Origin of the sequence: uncultured Ellagibacter sp. (assembly GCF_934643285.1) — a bacterium.
Lineage (GTDB): Bacteria > Actinomycetota > Coriobacteriia > Coriobacteriales > Eggerthellaceae > Ellagibacter.
The window spans coordinates 67,545-84,012 of the sequence record NZ_CAKUBT010000001.1 but is presented as its reverse complement, the minus strand read 5'-3'; the positions used below and the strand labels follow the sequence as shown (position 1 = coordinate 84,012).

General features: G+C 62.3%; 12 protein-coding genes and 1 tRNA gene. 4 read left to right on the top strand and 9 right to left on the bottom strand.

Annotated elements, in window-relative coordinates; genetic code table 11:
- Window positions 1-183 precede the first annotated feature (183 nt).
- Window positions 184-1,590, bottom strand: a complete 1,407-nt coding sequence (tig, locus tag Q0I65_RS00375) for a trigger factor (protein ID WP_296058617.1) — start codon at window positions 1,588-1,590, stop codon at window positions 184-186.
- Between the two features lie 386 nt (window positions 1,591-1,976).
- Here tig and Q0I65_RS00370 point away from each other — a divergent pair.
- The 4 genes from Q0I65_RS00370 (at window position 1,977) to Q0I65_RS00355 (ending at window position 4,548) form a co-directional block, all read left to right on the top strand.
- A tRNA-Leu gene (locus Q0I65_RS00370) sits at window positions 1,977-2,062 on the top strand.
- An 86-nt stretch (window positions 2,063-2,148) separates the two neighbouring features.
- A complete protein-coding gene (gene sstT, locus Q0I65_RS00365) occupies window positions 2,149-3,387 on the top strand; it encodes a serine/threonine transporter SstT (RefSeq protein WP_366513192.1) in 1,239 nt (412 codons plus the stop codon).
- 213 nt (window positions 3,388-3,600) lie between these two features.
- Complete coding sequence (locus Q0I65_RS00360) at window positions 3,601-4,086, top strand: hypothetical protein (protein ID WP_296058613.1); 486 nt, start codon at window positions 3,601-3,603, stop codon at window positions 4,084-4,086.
- A 63-nt stretch (window positions 4,087-4,149) separates the two neighbouring features.
- Complete coding sequence (locus Q0I65_RS00355; RefSeq protein ID WP_296058611.1) at window positions 4,150-4,548, top strand: S-layer homology domain-containing protein; 399 nt, start codon at window positions 4,150-4,152, stop codon at window positions 4,546-4,548.
- A 128-nt stretch (window positions 4,549-4,676) separates the two neighbouring features.
- Here Q0I65_RS00355 and ftsY read toward each other — a convergent pair whose 3' ends face one another.
- The 8 genes from ftsY to rnc form a co-directional block, all read right to left on the bottom strand.
- The gene (gene ftsY / locus Q0I65_RS00350) at window positions 4,677-5,600 is read right to left on the bottom strand and encodes a signal recognition particle-docking protein FtsY (protein ID WP_296058609.1); all 924 of its coding nucleotides are present in this window, start codon (window positions 5,598-5,600) and stop codon (window positions 4,677-4,679) included.
- Between the two features lie 132 nt (window positions 5,601-5,732).
- On the bottom strand, window positions 5,733-6,782 hold the full coding sequence (locus tag Q0I65_RS00345) for an ABC transporter ATP-binding protein (RefSeq protein WP_296058607.1): 1,050 nt from the start codon (window positions 6,780-6,782) through the stop codon (window positions 5,733-5,735).
- Window positions 6,772-7,884, bottom strand: a complete 1,113-nt coding sequence (locus Q0I65_RS00340) for an oligopeptide/dipeptide ABC transporter ATP-binding protein (protein WP_296058605.1) — start codon at window positions 7,882-7,884, stop codon at window positions 6,772-6,774. Before Q0I65_RS00340 ends, Q0I65_RS00345 begins: the two co-directional genes overlap by 11 nt.
- A gap of 4 nt (window positions 7,885-7,888) precedes the next feature.
- Window positions 7,889-8,824 (bottom strand): nickel transporter permease, encoded by a 936-nt coding sequence (gene nikC / locus Q0I65_RS00335; RefSeq protein ID WP_296058603.1) that lies wholly within the window; start codon window positions 8,822-8,824, stop codon window positions 7,889-7,891.
- Between the two features lie 5 nt (window positions 8,825-8,829).
- Window positions 8,830-9,849, bottom strand: coding sequence for an ABC transporter permease (locus Q0I65_RS00330; RefSeq protein ID WP_296058601.1), 1,020 nt, complete (start codon window positions 9,847-9,849; stop codon window positions 8,830-8,832).
- 188 nt (window positions 9,850-10,037) lie between these two features.
- Window positions 10,038-11,678: an ABC transporter substrate-binding protein gene (locus Q0I65_RS00325; RefSeq protein ID WP_296058598.1), complete on the bottom strand. Its 1,641-nt coding sequence runs from the start codon at window positions 11,676-11,678 to the stop codon at window positions 10,038-10,040.
- A 314-nt stretch (window positions 11,679-11,992) separates the two neighbouring features.
- Window positions 11,993-15,559 (bottom strand): chromosome segregation protein SMC, encoded by a 3,567-nt coding sequence (smc, locus tag Q0I65_RS00320; protein WP_296058596.1) that lies wholly within the window; start codon window positions 15,557-15,559, stop codon window positions 11,993-11,995.
- A gap of 3 nt (window positions 15,560-15,562) precedes the next feature.
- Window positions 15,563-16,453, bottom strand: coding sequence for a ribonuclease III (gene rnc, locus Q0I65_RS00315; protein WP_296058594.1), 891 nt, complete (start codon window positions 16,451-16,453; stop codon window positions 15,563-15,565).
- Window positions 16,454-16,468 lie beyond the last annotated feature (15 nt).

Genomic DNA, 16,468 nt, shown 5'->3' with positions numbered 1-16,468 from the left:
CCTCGCTTTCGAAAAGGACACGGCCTCACGGGGCCGCGAAATTGCAGTCTGCTTCACATGATGGAACAGCTTGCCGCTTCGCGCAAGGGGTCGCGAACACGCCGTTCACTATAAGCATAAAACGGGGCCGACGCAGATGCATCGACCCCGTTACGCGATCGGATGAAGCTTGAGGGTGAAGTGCTACGCCTCGGCGTCGGCAGTCTCTTCCTCTTTCTTGGCAGCCTTCTTGGAAGACTTCTTGGCAGCCTTCTTCTCTTCCTCGGCTTCCTCGGCAGGGTCGTACTCGGTGACCTTGGCCTTCTCCATCACGTCGAGCACGGCATGGGAACGAAGCAGAGCCTCGCGGACCAGGTAGAGGCGACCGCCTTCGCGCCACTCCTTCAGGAGAGCCTTCGGGTCCTTAGCGCCGGACTTCTCGAACTCTTCGAGAACTTCCTCGTCGGTGACCTTGAGCTCGAAATGCGCTGCCCACGCGTCGAGCGCCATATCCTGCTTGGCGGTGTCGGCGGCCTGCTGCTTCACGTCGGCCTTGAACTGGTCGGCGGTGATGCCGTTCTGCTGGAGATACGCGTCGAAGCTTGCGCCCTGGTTCTGCAGCTGGGCGAAGAAGTCCTGCAGCAGCTTGGCCTCAGTCTGCTCCTGCACGGCGGCAGGGACCTCGACGTCGAGACGCTTTGCGAGCTCGATGAGGCAGGCGCTTTCCTTCATGCGCGGAAGGACGTCTTCCTTCTGCTCCTTGATGCTGTCGGCAACGCGCTCGCGCAGGTCGGCGACGTCATCGAAGCCCAGCGTGTCCTTGACCCACTCGTCGGTGAGCTCGGGGAGCACCTGCTTTTTCACGGCGAGAACCTCGACCTCGAAGTTCACCGTCTTGGTCTTGCCCTCGAGGGAGGCCATGAGGGTCGCGCCCTTCGCGTCCTCGACGTTGACGGAGAAGCTCGCGGTCTGGCCCTTCTTCAGGCCGATGACCTGCTCATCGAAGGCGGCCGGGAACATGCCGGAGCCCATGAGGCACAGACGGGACTCGCTCGACAGCGCGCTCACGTCCTCGCCGTTCTCGTCGGTCGCGGCGATCTTGAGGTCGGCGTAGGAGTCGGCCTTCACCTTGGTGTTGGCGTTGGCGTTCTCGAAGTCATGGTAGTAGTCGCGCAGCGCCTCGATCTGCTGGTCGATCTCGGCCTCGGACGCGCCTTCGGCCGGGAGCTTCACTTCGACCGGCTCGTAATCGGAGAGTTCGCAGGTCGGCTTGCACTCAACCTCGAAGGAGAACTCGTAGGGCTTGCCGCCCTCGACGAGAGCGGGCTCGCCGAACTCGGGCTCGCCGACGGGGTAGAGATCGCAGCTGTCGATGGCGAGCGGATAGCAGCCGTTCACGATGTCATCGGTAACGCTGGCAGGCACAGCCTCAGCGCCGAGCGCGTTGTCGATGATCGGACGGGGCGCCTTGCCCTTGCGGAATCCGGGGAAATTGTACTTATTCGCGAAGTCCTTGTAAGCCTTCTTGATGCGATTGTCGACTTCTTTGGCATCGACGGTGACGGTCACCTTGACCTTGTTGTCCTGCAATGCCTCTACTTTTGTTTCCACTAACTTTCCTCCATCGTTCGCTTATCGCACGATTCGTGCAGCGCGCAATCGAATCTGGCCGAATCGGACAGCGCGGCCGTACATCGGCCCGAATGCGCACCGAGAAGGGATTATCGCACATATGGCGAAGTTGTGCCAACCAAACAAAGACATCCACACGGAACGCCTTCGCTTGCGCGCGGGCGCAGGCCAGCCAACGGTTTGGTTCTCCACCTATTAACTAGGCTCATGTTAATAAGGTTCGGAAGGGCTTCAAGCTTTCCCGAAGGCCAAATCACCGCCTGCTTGGGCGTTCGACGCCGCCGACGCCGAACCAAAAACTTGCGCGTATCAATCGCGTTCTGTTCTGCTATTATGTGTCCGCTGTTTTTCAAGCAGCAAAGCGTGCGGGCGTGGCGGAATTGGCAGACGCGCCAGATTTAGGTTCTGGTGGGCAACCCCCGTGAAGGTTCAAGTCCTTTCGCCCGCACCAGCTGGGGGAAGGGTGCTTTTCCTGCACCCTTCCCCCAGCTTCTTTTTGCGCAGCTTATATATTTGAAAGGACCGCCAGTGGATACCATCAAGAAGATAGGGCGAACCTGGAACTCGATCAGCCTCATCAAGCGCATCATCGTGGGCCTCGTCATCGGCACCATCCTCGCGCTCGTCGTCCCCGGGAACGAGATCATCGAGATGCTCGGCACGCTTTTTGTGAACGCCCTGAAAAGCGTCGCCCCCATCCTCGTGTTCTTCCTGGTAATCAGCGCCCTGTGCAACGCGAAGGGCGGCGGACAGATGAAGCTCGTCATCATCTTGTACCTGGTGGGCACCTTCATTGCCGGCGCCGTCGCCGTCCTGGCAAGCACCCTGTTCCCCGTCGACCTCACGCTCTCCACCGCCGCCGAGGCGCAATCCTCGCCCTCCGGCATCGGGGAAGTTCTCGCAACGCTCGTCACCAACGTGGTTGCCAACCCGGTCACGGCGCTCATGAGCGCGAACTACCTCGGCATCCTCGCATGGGCCGTCGTTTTGGGTATCGCCCTTAGGCGCGCAAGCGACCAGGTAAAAGACGTGTTCACGAGCGTTTCCGACGCCGTGTCGACCGTCGTCCGCTGGATCATCTCGCTCGCCCCCTTCGGTATCTTAGGCCTCATCTACACGGCGGTTTCCACCAACGGCCTGGAAATCTTCACCGAATACGGTCAGCTGCTTCTCGTGCTCGTAGGCTGCATGCTCTTCATTGCCTTCGTCACCAATCCGATCCTCTCCTTCGCGTGCTTCCGCAAGAACCCCTACGGGCTTGTTCTTCGCTGCCTGAAGGATTCCGGCCTCACCGCGTTTTTCACCCGCAGCTCCGCGGCGAACATCCCTGTGAACATGGAGCTGTGCCGCAAGCTGGGTCTTGACAAGGACAACTACTCGCTTTCCATCCCGCTCGGCGCGACCATCAACATGGGCGGCGCTGCGGTCACGATCTCGGTCATGGCCATGATGGCGGCGCACACGATGGGCATCCAGGTCGACATCCCCACCGCGATCATCCTGTCGGTCCTCTCCGCCGTGAGCGCATGCGGCGCGTCGGGCGTCGCCGGCGGCTCGCTGCTCCTGATCCCGCTCGCCTGCTCGCTGTTCGGCATCGGCAACGACATCGCGATGCAGGTCGTCGGCATCGGCTTCGTGATCGGCGTCATCCAGGACTCCTGCGAGACCGCGCTCAACTCCTCCTCCGACGTGCTCTTCGCCGCATCTGCCGAGTACAGCCAGTGGAGAAAGGAAGGCCGCGACTTCAAACCAGGAAAAGACATCGAAGCCGCGTAGAGCTTTACCGAAAAACAACCGAGCCTCACCAGAAAGCGCCCCGTCGAGGGCGCTTTCTTTTTTCCTGCACTCCCTGCGTCAGTTCTTATCCTAAATCGAACATATTGCCTATATTTCGCATAATACTTATTTTCATATGTTCTAATTCTGGTATAGTCTCATTTGATTTTATTTGGCATTGCGTATATTTTGATTTAGGGGATTTCAATTACGATGCAGAAAAGCACGCAGAGCGTCACGACGCCCGACTTCAGCGAAGAATATCGCGAAGCGCAGAAGGCGCTCGATAAAAGAATCCCTCTTGGAGTGAAGCTCGGCATCGTCGCCGTGCTCGTCATCATGCTCTTCGCCTCGTTCGCACTCGGCAAGTACCCCGTCGCGCCCGACGAACTGGTGAAAAACGTCGTCGCGCAAATTACTGTCGGCGTGTACAACCTGTTCAACGAACCCGACATCGTCAGCACCGACGGCCTCTACGGGAAGGACCAGCCCACCTTCGAGAATATCGCGGAGCAGAACCTGTTCTACCCCAGCCAGTCCCCGAGCGATGAGAACATCACTGATCCCGTCGAGACCCCCGCGGTTCTCTCGTTCACCTACGGTTCTCAGAAATCCGACGGCGAAGCTGTGAGCAACACGGCTCAGGCTGCTGCCGCCAGCATGAACACCTACCCCCTCGCAAAGGCCTTCCGCGGCTAGAAGGCTGACGAGGCCGGCACGATCAATGCTCCTGGTTGGCGTCTTGCCACCGGCGTTGTCACCGTGAACCTGCAGACCACGCATGCATCGAAGATCTTCTCCGACGTCGAGGACGGCAAGTTTTACACCCCGGCTGCCAACTGGGCTGTCGCCGAGGGAATCATCACCGGCGTTGACGGCAAAGAGTTCCAGCCGAACACCCCGTGCGATCGCCAGACCATGTGCGTCATCCTCTCCCGCCTCTTCGGGGCCGAGAATCCCTCCATGGATAAGCTCAATGCCATGCCGGATGCTGAAGGCGTTGCCGTTTGGGCAACTGAGGGCGTTGCATGGGCTCTGAACGAAGGCGTCATCTCCGGCGTCGACGTTGAGGGCACCCGCTACATCCAGGCTGACACCGTGCTCAGCCGCGCTATGGCCGCCCAGGTCGTCGCCAACTCTTGCTACAACGGTCTGTTCTAAGTAATCTCAGAACAACCTTGCTTGCATGAAAAAACGCTCGGTCCGCAAGGGCCGAGCGTTTTTTGATTCACAAGAATGGAACGTGCTACCGAGGTTGGCACGCATCGGATGCCGAAGCGCGAAGGCCGCTACGCCTCGCGCTCGTCGAAGTCTCCCACAAGGGCGCGCGCGAAGTCGTGCGGGTCGAAATCCTTCAAATCGTCCATGCCCTCGCCCACGCCGATCTTCAGCACGGGAAGCTCAAGCTCGTGGCTCACGGCAAGCGCGATGCCGCCCTTCGCCGTACCGTCGAGCTTGGTGACGACGATGCCGTCGAGAGAAAGCGAGTTGTTGAACTCGCGCGCCTGCTGCAGGCCGTTTTGGCCGGTCGTCGCATCGATGACGAGCACGGTGTAGACTGGCAGCTGCGAACGCTTGCGCACGACGTTCACAACCTTCTCGAGCTCGCGCATAAGGTCGGCAGACGTGTGCAGGCGGCCTGCGGTGTCGATGAGCACCAGATCCGCGCCCGTTTCCTCCGCGCGCTCGATCGTGGCGTAGCACACGCTCGCAGGGTCGCTCCCCCGCTCGCGCTCGACGACCTCGACATCGGCACGACGAGCCCAGACCTCAAGCTGCTCGATTGCGGCGGCGCGGAAGGTGTCGGCGCTGCCCAAGATAACGTTGCGACCCGCATCGGAGGCTTCCTTGGCAAGCTTGCCGACGGTCGTCGTCTTGCCCGTACCGTTGATGCCCACGAAAAGAACAAGCGCGGGCTCGCCGCCGAAGACCTCTTCCCCGCCCTCGGTGAACGTGCTCGCGATCTGCTCGTTGAGCATATCGAGCACAGCGTAGGCGTCGGGAAGCGCCTTGCGCGTCGCCTGGTCGCGCAGGTTCTCCACGATGGAGCTCGCCGCCGGGGCGCCGACATCGCTTAAGATGAGCGTCTCCTCGAGCCCGTCCCAAAACTCATCGTCCAAGTCCGGCCCGCGGTCGAGCAGGACGTTCATCTGCTCCTTGAATTTGTCGCGCGAGCGCGAAAGACCCTCGCTGATGCGATCGAAAAAGCCCATGGTCAATCCTTTCAGGAAAACGAAGAGGCAGGCGAAGCGCCTGAGATTCTTTCACACCACAGCATAGCAAAGAAACGCCCCCGACATCCGAAAATGCCGAGGGCGTTGACAACACGTAGGCGGAAGCGCGAATTAACGAACCGCGCGAGTCATCTCCTCCGTTGGAGGAAGCTCGGGGTCGTACAGGTGGCAGGCGCACCGATGGTTTTCCTTCACCTCGCGCAGCTCGGGAACCGAGTTCCCGCATACGCCGAGGCGCTTGAAGCAGCGGCCCGCGAAACGGCATCCCGGGGGCGGGTCGATCGGGGAGGGAACATCACCTTGCAAGATGATGCGCTCGCGCTTCGATTTCGGATCAACCGCAGGGATAGCGGAAAGCAGCGCCTGCGTGTAGGGGGACAACGGGTCGGAATAAAGCGAGCGCTTCGGGGCAATCTCCATGATCCTGCCCAAATACATAACACCCACGCGATCGGAAACATGCTTCACGACGTTTAAGCCATGCGCGATGAACAGGTAGGTTAAGCCGAACTCCTCTTTAAGATCGTCGAGCAAGTTGAGAACCTGAGCCTGAATGGAGACGTCGAGCGCGGAGACTGGCTCATCGCAAACGATGAGCTTGGGGTTCACGGCGAGCGCGCGGGCAATACCAACGCGTTGGCGCTGGCCGCCAGAGAACTCGTGCGGATAGCGGTTGCGCATATAATTTGCCAGGCCGACGCATTCCAAAAGCTCATTCACGCGAGCTTCGACCTTGTCCTTTGGAACGATGTTATTTGCAATCATCGGCTCGGCGATGATGTCACCGATGCGCATGCGCGGGTTCAAGGAAGCATAGGGGTCCTGGAAGATGAGCTGGATGTCCTTGCAGTAGCTCTTGCGCTCGGAGTCCTTCATCGCGGTGAGGTCTTTACCGTCAAAGATGATCTTGCCGCTCGTGGGGCGAAGCAGGTTCACGAGCATCTTGCCAACGGTGGTCTTGCCGCACCCAGACTCGCCCACAAGGCCAAACGCCTCTCCCCTCTTAATCTGGAAGCTTACGTCGTCCACCGCATGCACATAAGACGTCGCCTTGCCGAAGAAGTTCGTCTCAGCTGCGAAGAGCTTCGTCAGATGCTGCACATCGAGCAGCACGTCATCGTTGCGCAGCTCAGGGCTCGCAATAGTTCCGTTATCGCTCATCAGCGCCTCCCTCCTCGACCTCCCGCGCCACATCGCCCTCGATAAGCGCTTCGGCGGTCGAAACCTCGCGCGCCGCCTCGACAGCCTCGCGAGCCTTTTTCTCGTTCGCCTTCACCTCGGCGGCATCTTTCGCATGGCCATCCTGTTCCTCGTAGAGGAAGCAGCGAACCTTATGGTCGCCCACCTGCACCAACTCAGGCATCCGCTCGCGGCAAACCTGCATGCAGCTATCACAGCGGTCGGAGAAGTGGCATCCCGGGGGCATCTCGAGCGGATTCGGCACCATGCCCTTGATCATGTAGAGGCGCTTCGAATCGTCGTCTTCCAAACGGGGAATCGACTTCAGAAGGCCGAGCGTATAGGGGTGCATAGGGTTGTCGAACAGCGAGCGCACCTCGGCTTCTTCCACGACTTGGCCGCAGTACATGACGACGACGCGATCGGCGGTTTCCGACACGACGCCCAAATCGTGCGTGATGAGCAGCACGGCCATGCCGGTGTCGTCGCGCAAGCGGCGCAGAAGGTCGAGGATCTGCGCCTGGATGGTCACATCGAGCGCCGTGGTGGGCTCGTCGGCAATGAGAAGCTTGGGGTTGCACGCAAGCGCCATGGCGATCATGACGCGCTGGCGCATGCCGCCCGACATCTGGTGCGGATAGTCGCGCACGCGGGCCTCAGGGCTCGGGATGCCGACCTTGCGCAGAAGGTCAATCGCGCGCGTGAGCGCTTCCTTCTTGGAAATCTTCTCGTGCGTGCCAATGGCCTCGACGATCTGGTCGCCGATGCGGTACACGGGGTTGAGCGACGTCATGGGCTCCTGGAAGATCATGGCCATGTCGTTGCCGCGCATCTCGCGGTATTCCTTCTCGGAGAGCGTCGTCAGGTCCTTGCCGTCGAACTCCATCGAGCCGCCGGCGACGTGGCCGGGTTCGGCCAGAAGGCCCATAATCGACAGGCTCGTGACCGACTTGCCCGAGCCGGATTCGCCCACGATGGCGAGGATCTCCCCTTCGTCGACCGAGAACGTCACGTCGTCGACGGCGCGGACGACGCCGCGCTTGACGGGGAACTCAGTGCAGAGGTTCTTCACTTCAAGCAACATGTGACTACCTCTTTCTCGACTTGGGGTCAAGGCCGTCGCGGATGCCGTCACCGAGCAGGTTGAACGCGAGCACGGTGAGGGTGATGGCGAGGCCGGGGAAGATCATGAGCCACGGCGCGCGGAACAACTCGTTGCGACCACGGCCGAGCATGTCGCCCCATTCGGCGTCGGGCGGCTGCACGCCAAGGCCCAAGAAGCCGAGGGCCGCGCAGTCGAGGATGGCCGACGAGATGCCGAGCGTCGCGCGGACGATGATCGAGGGCAGCGCGTTCGGGAGCACATGGCGGAACACGATGGCGAAGTTCGAGTTGCCCATGACGCGCGCGGCGGCGACGTAGTCGTTCTCCTTGATGGAGAGGATCTCGGAGCGCACGATACGCGCGTATTCGGGAATGGCGACGAAGCCGATGGCCACAACCGCCTTCTCGATGCCCTGGCCAAGCGCAGCCATGATGGCGATGGCGAGCAGAATCGACGGGATGGAGAGCATCATGTCCATGATGCGCATGATGACCGTGTCCCATTTCCCGCCCTTGTAGCCGGCGATCGCGCCCAGAACGACGCCGAGCGACAGCGAGATGGCCACGGCCGCCAGGCCGACGACGAGGGTAATCTGGGTGCCGACGAGCACGCGGCTGAAGATGTCGCGGCCCTGAAGGTCGGTGCCGAACCAGTGCTCGGCCGAAGGGCCCTGCGCGGAATGCGCGAGGTTCTGCTCGTAGGGATCGTAGGGCAGCACGCCGGGAACGAGCTTCGTCGCAACGGCGATGACCACGAGAACGAGGATGAAGATGGCCGACACGAGCGCCGCCTTGTTGGAGACGATGCCGTCGATGACGTCCTTCCAGATGCTCTCGCGCTTTTCAACCACAGGCGCTGCTGCGGCGTTCGAATCGAGTTCGCCGGCGCCTTCGGTCGCGAGAACCGTATTCTTGCTCATCTCGATCACCCCTCTTCCTTCGCACCGTACTTGATGCGGGGATCAAGCCATGCGTAGACGATGTCGACAAGCAGGTTCATGATGACGAAGATGACCGCGACGAGCAGTACGATGCCCTGCACCACCGGGAAGTCGCTCTTGAGCACGCAGTCGACAGCGTATTTGCCGATGCCCGGCCATGCGAACACCGTTTCGGTGAGCAGCGCGCCGCCGAGGAGGCTGCCGAACTGCAGGCCGATAACGGTGGAGACGGGCAGCATCGCGTTGCGCAGCGCGTGCTTGATGTTCACCGAGCGCTTGGTCAAACCCTTCGCACGAGCAGTGCGGATGTAGTCGGCATTCAACGTTTCGAGCATGGAGGAGCGCGTCATGCGCGTGATGATCGCCATAGAGTACAGCGACAGCGCGAGCGTCGGCAGGATGAGGTGCACGAGCACGTCGCCGAGCGCGGTCCAGTCGCCCTTCATGATCGTATCGAGGATGAAGAAGCCCGTGCCGCCCGTCGGCTGGAGAAGCGGCGTCACGCGGCCGGACGACGGCAGGATGTGCAGCGTCGCCGAGAACAGCAAGATAAGCAGGATGCCGGACCAGAAGATCGGCATCGACACGCCGATGAGCGCGATGACCATGCTCACGTTGTCGGCGAGCTTGTTCTTCTTCACCGCGGCGAGCACGCCGAGCGCGATGCCGCATACCGATGCGACGATGATGGCGCAGATGGCGAGTTCGGCCGTTGCCGGGAAGCGTGACGCGATCTCGGCCGCGACGGAGGTGTGCGTGTAGTACGACGTACCCAGGTCGCCTTGGATCGCCGACACCAAGAAGTTGACGTACTGCATCCAGATCGGATCATCGAGTCCGTAGTCAGCCCGCCACGCGGCCATCGCCTCGGGCGTCGCATGCTCGCCGAGAACGACGGGAGCAGGGTCGGACGCCAAGACGCGCGTGATGAAGAAGATGATGATCGTCACACCCAGCAGCACGGGAATCACCATAAAGATTCTCTTGAGGATGTATTTGAGCACCTTGTTCCTTTCGAAAGAGCCCCGTCTCGTCTGACTCGGGGCTGTAAAGACGCAGGTTGCGGATCCTGCCTGGAAGCGAATCCCCGTCATTCGACTCCAGGCAAGCCGCACCTCTGCGCAAAACGGGGCGCGCGAAGCGGACAACCCGCTTGCGCGCCCCGGAAAGGGCAAAACTCAGGGAAACGGTTCTACGCTTCCTTGGAAACGCCCTTGAAGAAGACGACTCCCGTCGGGTGATAGTAGAAGTCCTTCACCTTCGGGCTGTAGCCGAGCAGGTTCTTACCATGGGAGATGAGCACCCACGGCTGCTCCTCAGCGACCATTTCCTCGCACTTCTTGTAGATCGCGTCGCGGTCGTCGCCGTCCGGCGTGTCGATGCCCTGGGCGATGAGCTTCTTGTACTCGGCGTTGTTCCAGTGAGCCACGTTCATGGACTTGTTGGAGTCCGCGAGCAGGTTCATGAAGTTGTCCGGGTCGCCGTTGTCGCCCGTCCAGCCGTAGAAGCAGATGTCGTAGGGATCGGTCTGAACCTTCGACTTGTAGGTAGTCCAGTCGTACTGGGTGATGTTCACCTTGACGCCGACCTTGTCCAGGTAGCCCTGGATCATGTTGGCGAGCTCGACGCCGCCCTTGGCGTTGTAGGGACGGGCGGTGGAGTAGGTGATGCAGGTGAGCTCGGTGACGCCCTTCGCGGAAAGCGTGGCCTTCGCAGCATCCGGGTCGTACGCGGTCTGCTTGATGTCCTTGTCGTAGGGAGCCATCCACAGCGGCATGACGGAGTTCGCGACGGAAGCGTAGTCGCTGTAGATAGCGGTGACCATTTCCTCGACGTTGATCGCCTGGGCGATGGCCTTGCGGACTTCCTTGTCGGCGCAGATGCCGCCCTCATCGGTGTTGAACGCCATGTAGTTGATGGTCATGCCGTCCTCAGCGAAGAGCTCGTAGCCGCCGTCGGTGATCTGGTTGGCGGAAGAGGGGTCGACCGAGGAGATGATGTCGCACTCGCCGTTCAGAAGCGAGGTGATGCGGGTGTTGCCCTCGGCGATGACCTTGAAGATGATGTTCTTGGTCTTCGGGGCGTTGTCCTTGTCCCAGTAGTCCTCGTTGGCCTCGAGGGTGATGGAAGCGGACTTCGTCCAGTCGACGAACTTGTAGGGGCCGGTGCCGACGGGCTTCTCGATCGGCTTGCCGGCGGCATCGTCGATGGCCTTCGGCGACACGATCGGGGAAGCGAGGCACATGGCCAGGTTCTTCAGGAACGACGTGTTCGCGGCGCGCATGGTGAACTTCACGGTCTTATCGTCGACGACTTCGACTGTCTTCACGCCCGAGTTCGCGGCTTCCTCGCCGAAGACGAAGGAGGCGTAGGGCATGTCGGAGTTGCGGTTCGGCTCGAGCAGGCGCTCGACGGACTTCACGACGGCAGCGGCGTTGAACTCCTCGCCGTCATGGAACTTGATGCCCTCGCGCAGCTTGATGGTGTAGGTGAGCATGTCGTCGGAGATTTCCGGCAGCTCGGCGGCGAGCAGCGGCTGGACCGTCGCGTCCTTCGCGCCGTAGCCGTAGAGGCCCTCATGGATGTTGCAGGAAACGATGGCGGATTCGCCGTCGTCGAAGTACGCCGGGTCGAGAGCGCGCGGGTCGGCGGTGAGGCTGTAGGTGATGCTCTCGGCAACGCCCGAGCCGGAAGCGGACGAGTCGCTCTTCTTCTCGCTGGAACCGGAGTTGCTCGAGCAGCCGGCCATGCCAATGACGGCGGTGCTCGCAACAGCGGTGCCGAGCAGGCCCATGAACTGGCGCCTGCTGACTTGCAGCTTGCTTTCTTCCATTGGATTTCTCCCTTCCCATTTCGACCCGATCGTTCGCCGACGGGCCGTCGCACAGCTTCCTGTACCGTGCTTTCCCACGAATTCCTAAGAACAGCTAGAAATTCGTATCGATACACTTTAGCGCAGCAAAGCACGCGCGCGTGCCACGAGTGGGGATTTTTTGGACTATTTATTCGCTTTTTACCGTCAACGGCGGGAAAAAGGCAGGTAAAGAATGGGTAGCTGGCGATTCAAGGAAACATGATCGAAACATACGGAGGGCGCGCCGGAGGGTGCCTCCCCTATCTGGCGCGCCCTCCCCGCCCTCGATGCGGCTACTCGGCGTACTGCAGCGCGCGGTCGAGCTTCTGGCTGATCACCTTCGTGACGCCGTCGGCCTGCATGGAGACGCCGAAGAGCACGTCTGCAGTCTCCATCGTGCGACGCTGGTGCGTGATCATGATGAGCTGCGTGGTGCCGCGAAGCGATTCCACAAACGCGACGAGGCGGCGCAGGTTCGTGTCGTCGAGCGCAGCCTCGACCTCGTCCAAGATATAGAACGGCGTCGTGCGGATGCGGTAGACCGCGAACAGGAGCGCGATTGCGGTGAGCGACTTCTCGCCGCCGGACATGAGCGACATCTTCGTGATGCGCTTGCCGCGCGGCTGCGCCGAGACTTCCACGCCCGTGTTCTCCATATCGTCGGGGTCGACGAGAGACAGATGCGCCGTGCCACCGGGGAACAGTGTGGAGAAGATTTCCTGGAAGTTGGCGTTCACCGCCTCGTAGGTCCTCGCGAAATCGTCCTTCATGCGCGCATCGATGACGCGGTTGATCTTCGCGAGCGCCTTACGCGCGCCGTCGAGGTCGGCAAGCTGGCTTGCCAGATAGTCGTAGCGCACCTTGAGCGCGTCGTACTCGTCGGCGGCGTCGGGATTGATCGTGCCCAAGTTTGCGATGCGACGGCGCAGCTTGAAGGCGGCGTCCTCCACTTCGTGGCGGTTCTCGAGCTCGGGACACGCGAGCGCCGTCTCGAGCGGCGTGCGGCAGCCGTGGACAATCTCGTTGACCGCGGCCTCGACCTGCACCTCCAAACGTCCCTTGTCTACACGCGCAGCGCTCATGCGCTCACTGGCCGCGTCGTAGGCATCGTGAGCCGCGCGCGCCTTCGAGCGCGCCTCGTTCGCCTGGGCATGCAGCCCCGACTGGGAATCCTGCGCCTGCGTTGCCTTGTCCTCCAAGTCGACCGTCCAGCGGCGGGCGCTCTGCGCGAGCTCCTCGAACACCGCAAGCAAAGGCTCGATGCGGGAGGCGGAAAGATCCTTCGCACGATGGGCCAAACGCTGCGTCTTCGCCTGGGCGGCGAGCTGGGCGAGCTCTCCTGCGCGCGCATCGCGGACGCGGATGGTATAGGTCTCACGCTCCACGAGCGTCGCTGCGGCGAGCCTAGCCTCGGAGAGGGCATCAGTTGCCTGCTGGGCGGCATCGCGCAAAGGAGCGGCGGCGTCGAGCGCGGCGGCAAGACTTTCCTTCACGCCTTCCAGTTCATGCCCGAGCTCATCGGCCAAGCGCGCATATTCCTCCACGTCGGGGCGGGCCTTTGCGATGACCTGCTCCGCCTCCGAGCGTTGCCGCTCGACGTTCTCAAGTTCATGACGAGTCGAGGTAAGCTTCTGCGCTGCGGCGTCGGCAGCAGCGCGCGCGGCGTCCGACTTGCCCTTGGCGGCAGCGAGCTCCTGGCTTTTCGCGAGGCTTTCCCCTTGCGCCGTGCGCAGGGCAGCGTCGGCGGTATCGGCAGCCTCCTTCGCCTTTTGCGTCGCCTTCTTCGCAATGACAAGCTCGTGGGAAAGCTCCTCAAGCCTGCGAGCGCGCGCGAGGGCGCCCTGTCCCCCGTCGTCGACATGGCGACCGGCGACCACCTTGCCCGTCGGCCACACGATGCACCCGTCGGGCGTGGCAAAACGCAGGCCGAGCGTATCAGCCTCATGGGCAGCGAGCGCCTCCTCAAGGTTTTCGCACACGACGACATCGCCGAGGAGCGCGCGAACCGCACGAGCGGACGACTCGGGGAACGAAAGCCCCTCGAGAAGCGCCCGGCCCAACGCGTTCGCGGGTCGTGCTGAGGCATCAGGCATGGAGACCCCGTTCGCATCGTCGCGCAAGACAAGCGTCACCTCGCCGTTTTTCCCTTCGGCGGCGAGCGCGGCGACCATGCTTGCCGCATGCAACCCGTCAGCCACGAGGAGCGCTGCCACGTCGGCGCCGAGAAGGTGCTCGACGAGTGCCTCCTGCCCTTCGGGAGCAGAGATTTCGTGGGAAAGCGGCGCGACTGCGGCGTCGAAGGCGGCAGCATTGCTCGCGAGCCATTCGAGCGCCGGGCCCTGGGCCTTCGCGGATGCCCGCTCAACTTCGCGCAGTGCCTCGATTGAGGCAGCGCAGGCGCGCTCGGCGTCGCTCGCCTCGTCGCGGGCGGCACGTGCCTCCTCGGCAGCGCGCACAGCCTCGCCCACGTGCATGCGGGATTCCTTCTCGACCTGCTCGAGCGCCGAGAGCTCTTCGGCAAGCATTCGGGCATGGGCCTCCGCCTGGGAAGCCTCGGCCTGGGCGCGGTCGAACTGAAGGGTAAGCTCTTGGGTATGCCCCTCGATGATCTTCATGTGCGCGAGCCCGTTCGTGAGGGCCTCTTTAAGCTCGGCGTGCTTGGCGCGGGCCGAGTTGATGCGCGATTCCAAATCGCGACTCGCGCGGCCGAGCTCGGTCGCGCGCTTTTCGGTCTCGGCGCGCCTCGACGTTACGTCCGCATGGTCGGCAGCGAGCCGCGACACCTTTTCTTCAGCTTGCGCACGCTCGGCCTGCACGCTTGCAAGCTGAGCGTTTGCCGCGTCAAGATCGGCTTGCGCAGTCTTTGTGCGAGCGGCGTTCGCCTCGAGCGACACCGCCAGCTCGCCCGCACGGCTGGTGGCAGCACGCTTGCGCTCGCGCATGACGAGCTCAGCGGACTCGATGCGCTCAACGGCGCTCGAAGCCTGACGATGCTGGCGTGTGAGCTCGCCGGCGCTCGCCCCCTCTTGGCGAATCTTTTCCTGCAGCGCCTCGGCGGCAGCTTCCGCGTTCGAAATCTCCGCGCGCTTCGCCTCGAGCTCGGCAGCGACGGCTTCCTCGCGCGCCGTGGCGGCGGCGTGCTTTTCCTGTAGCTGGCGCAGGTCATCGACGGCAAGCTTGAGCTTCAGCTCGGAGAGCTCGGCGGAAAGCCCGATGTAGGTGCGGGCGCGCTTCGCCTTGCGCTCGAGCGGCTTCAGTTGACGTTCGACCTCGGCGGTCACGTCGCGCACGCGCGCGAGATGCTGATCCATCTGGGCCAGCTTGCGCTCGCTTTTCGCCTTACGCTGCTTATGCTTGAGCGTTCCCGCGGCCTCTTCGATGAGCGCGCGGCGGTCTTCGGGCTTCGATTGCAGTATGGAGTCGAGGCTGCCCTGCGAGATGATCGAGTGCGTGCCCGTCCCAAGTCCCGAGTCGTGAAGAATGTCGAGCACATCCATGCGACGCGCCACCGTGCCGTTGATGAGGTATTCGCTCTCTCCCGAGCGGTACATACGGCGTGTGATCGCGACCTCGTCGTAGTCGACGGGAAGCGTGCCGTCGGAGTTGTCGAGCACCAAGTCGACTTCGGCAAGCCCCGCCGCGCGTCGGGCGGAGGAGCCGGCGAAGATGACGTCTTCCATGGCCTGTCCGCGCAGATGCTTGGCGTTGCGCTCGCCGAGCACCCACAGCACGGCATCCGAGATGTTCGATTTGCCCGATCCGTTCGGGCCCACGATCGCCGTGATGCCCGGCTCGAGCGTGAGCGCGCTTCTGTCGGCAAAGGACTTGAAGCCCTTGAGGACGAGGGATTTGAGGTGCATTCGCTAGCCCTGCTTCTTCTGAAGGCGTGCGGCTTCCTTCTCCGCCTTGATGCGGGCGCGCTCGGAGGCCTTCTCAGCCTTCGCATGCGCTGCGGCTTCTTTTTCGGCAGCGCGGGCGGCTGCCTTCTCGGCCTTGGCCTGCGCCGCGGCCTCTTCCTTGGCGGCGCGCTCCTCCTCGGTGAGCCCGAGCCCGAAGAACTCGCCGAGGCGCGCGAGCGTGCTCTTCGCAGCCTGGCTCTCGGCCTCCTTCTTCGTGCGACCGGTGCCGCGGGCAAGTCCCTGGTCACCCGCGTAGACCTGAGCGACGAACGTACGGTCGTGCGGCGGGCCCTGCGTCTCGATCAGCTTGTAAGTCGGCGTGATGCCGCCCTCCTGCAGCTTCTCCTGAAGGGCGCTCTTGGGATTTTCAGGCTGGGCGGCCAGATCGAGCGACATATGCGGGATGAGCGTGCGGCGCACAAACTTCACCGCAGCGTCGATTCCGCCGTCGAGGTAGAGCGCAGCAACAACTGCCTCGTAGACGTTCTCGAGCGCGGAGTGAAGGCCTCGCTTGCCCGTGCCCGTCTCAGAGGAGCCGAACACGATGATGTCGGCGAAACCGAGCTTCGCAGCCACATCCGACAGGCTCGAGCCTGCGACGAGCGCCACCTTGATGCGGGTGAGCCCGCCCTCGTCGATCTCATGGAAGCTGTCGAACGCGATCGCCGCGACGATGGCGCCCACGATGGAGTCGCCCAAGAACTCCAGGCGCTCGTAGGAGTATTTGACCGGACGGCCCTCCGTCGCCGAAGGGTGCGTGATTGCCGAGAGGAGCAGCTGCTCCTGTTTGAATTCATAGCCCAAGATTTCCTGGGCGCGTGCGAGCTTTTCCTGCTGTTCTTCAGTCATCGACATGCTGATATCGGACCA

What these genes read in the sequence shown, in the direction of transcription:
- Q0I65_RS00360 (WP_296058613.1), top strand. Translation starts at nt 3,601, where the DNA reads ATGCAGAAAAGCACGCAGAGCGTCACGACGCCCGACTTCAGCGAAGAA.
- ftsY (WP_296058609.1), bottom strand. Translation starts at nt 5,600, where the DNA reads ATGGGCTTTTTCGATCGCATCAGCGAGGGTCTTTCGCGCTCGCGCGAC.
- Q0I65_RS00345 (WP_296058607.1), bottom strand. Translation starts at nt 6,782, where the DNA reads ATGAGCGATAACGGAACTATTGCGAGCCCTGAGCTGCGCAACGATGAC.
- Q0I65_RS00340 (WP_296058605.1), bottom strand. Translation starts at nt 7,884, where the DNA reads ATGTTGCTTGAAGTGAAGAACCTCTGCACTGAGTTCCCCGTCAAGCGC.
- nikC (WP_296058603.1), bottom strand. Translation starts at nt 8,824, where the DNA reads ATGAGCAAGAATACGGTTCTCGCGACCGAAGGCGCCGGCGAACTCGAT.
- Q0I65_RS00325 (WP_296058598.1), bottom strand. Translation starts at nt 11,678, where the DNA reads ATGGAAGAAAGCAAGCTGCAAGTCAGCAGGCGCCAGTTCATGGGCCTG.
- smc (WP_296058596.1), bottom strand. Translation starts at nt 15,559, where the DNA reads ATGCACCTCAAATCCCTCGTCCTCAAGGGCTTCAAGTCCTTTGCCGAC.
- rnc (WP_296058594.1), bottom strand. Translation starts at nt 16,453, where the DNA reads ATGTCGATGACTGAAGAACAGCAGGAAAAGCTCGCACGCGCCCAGGAA.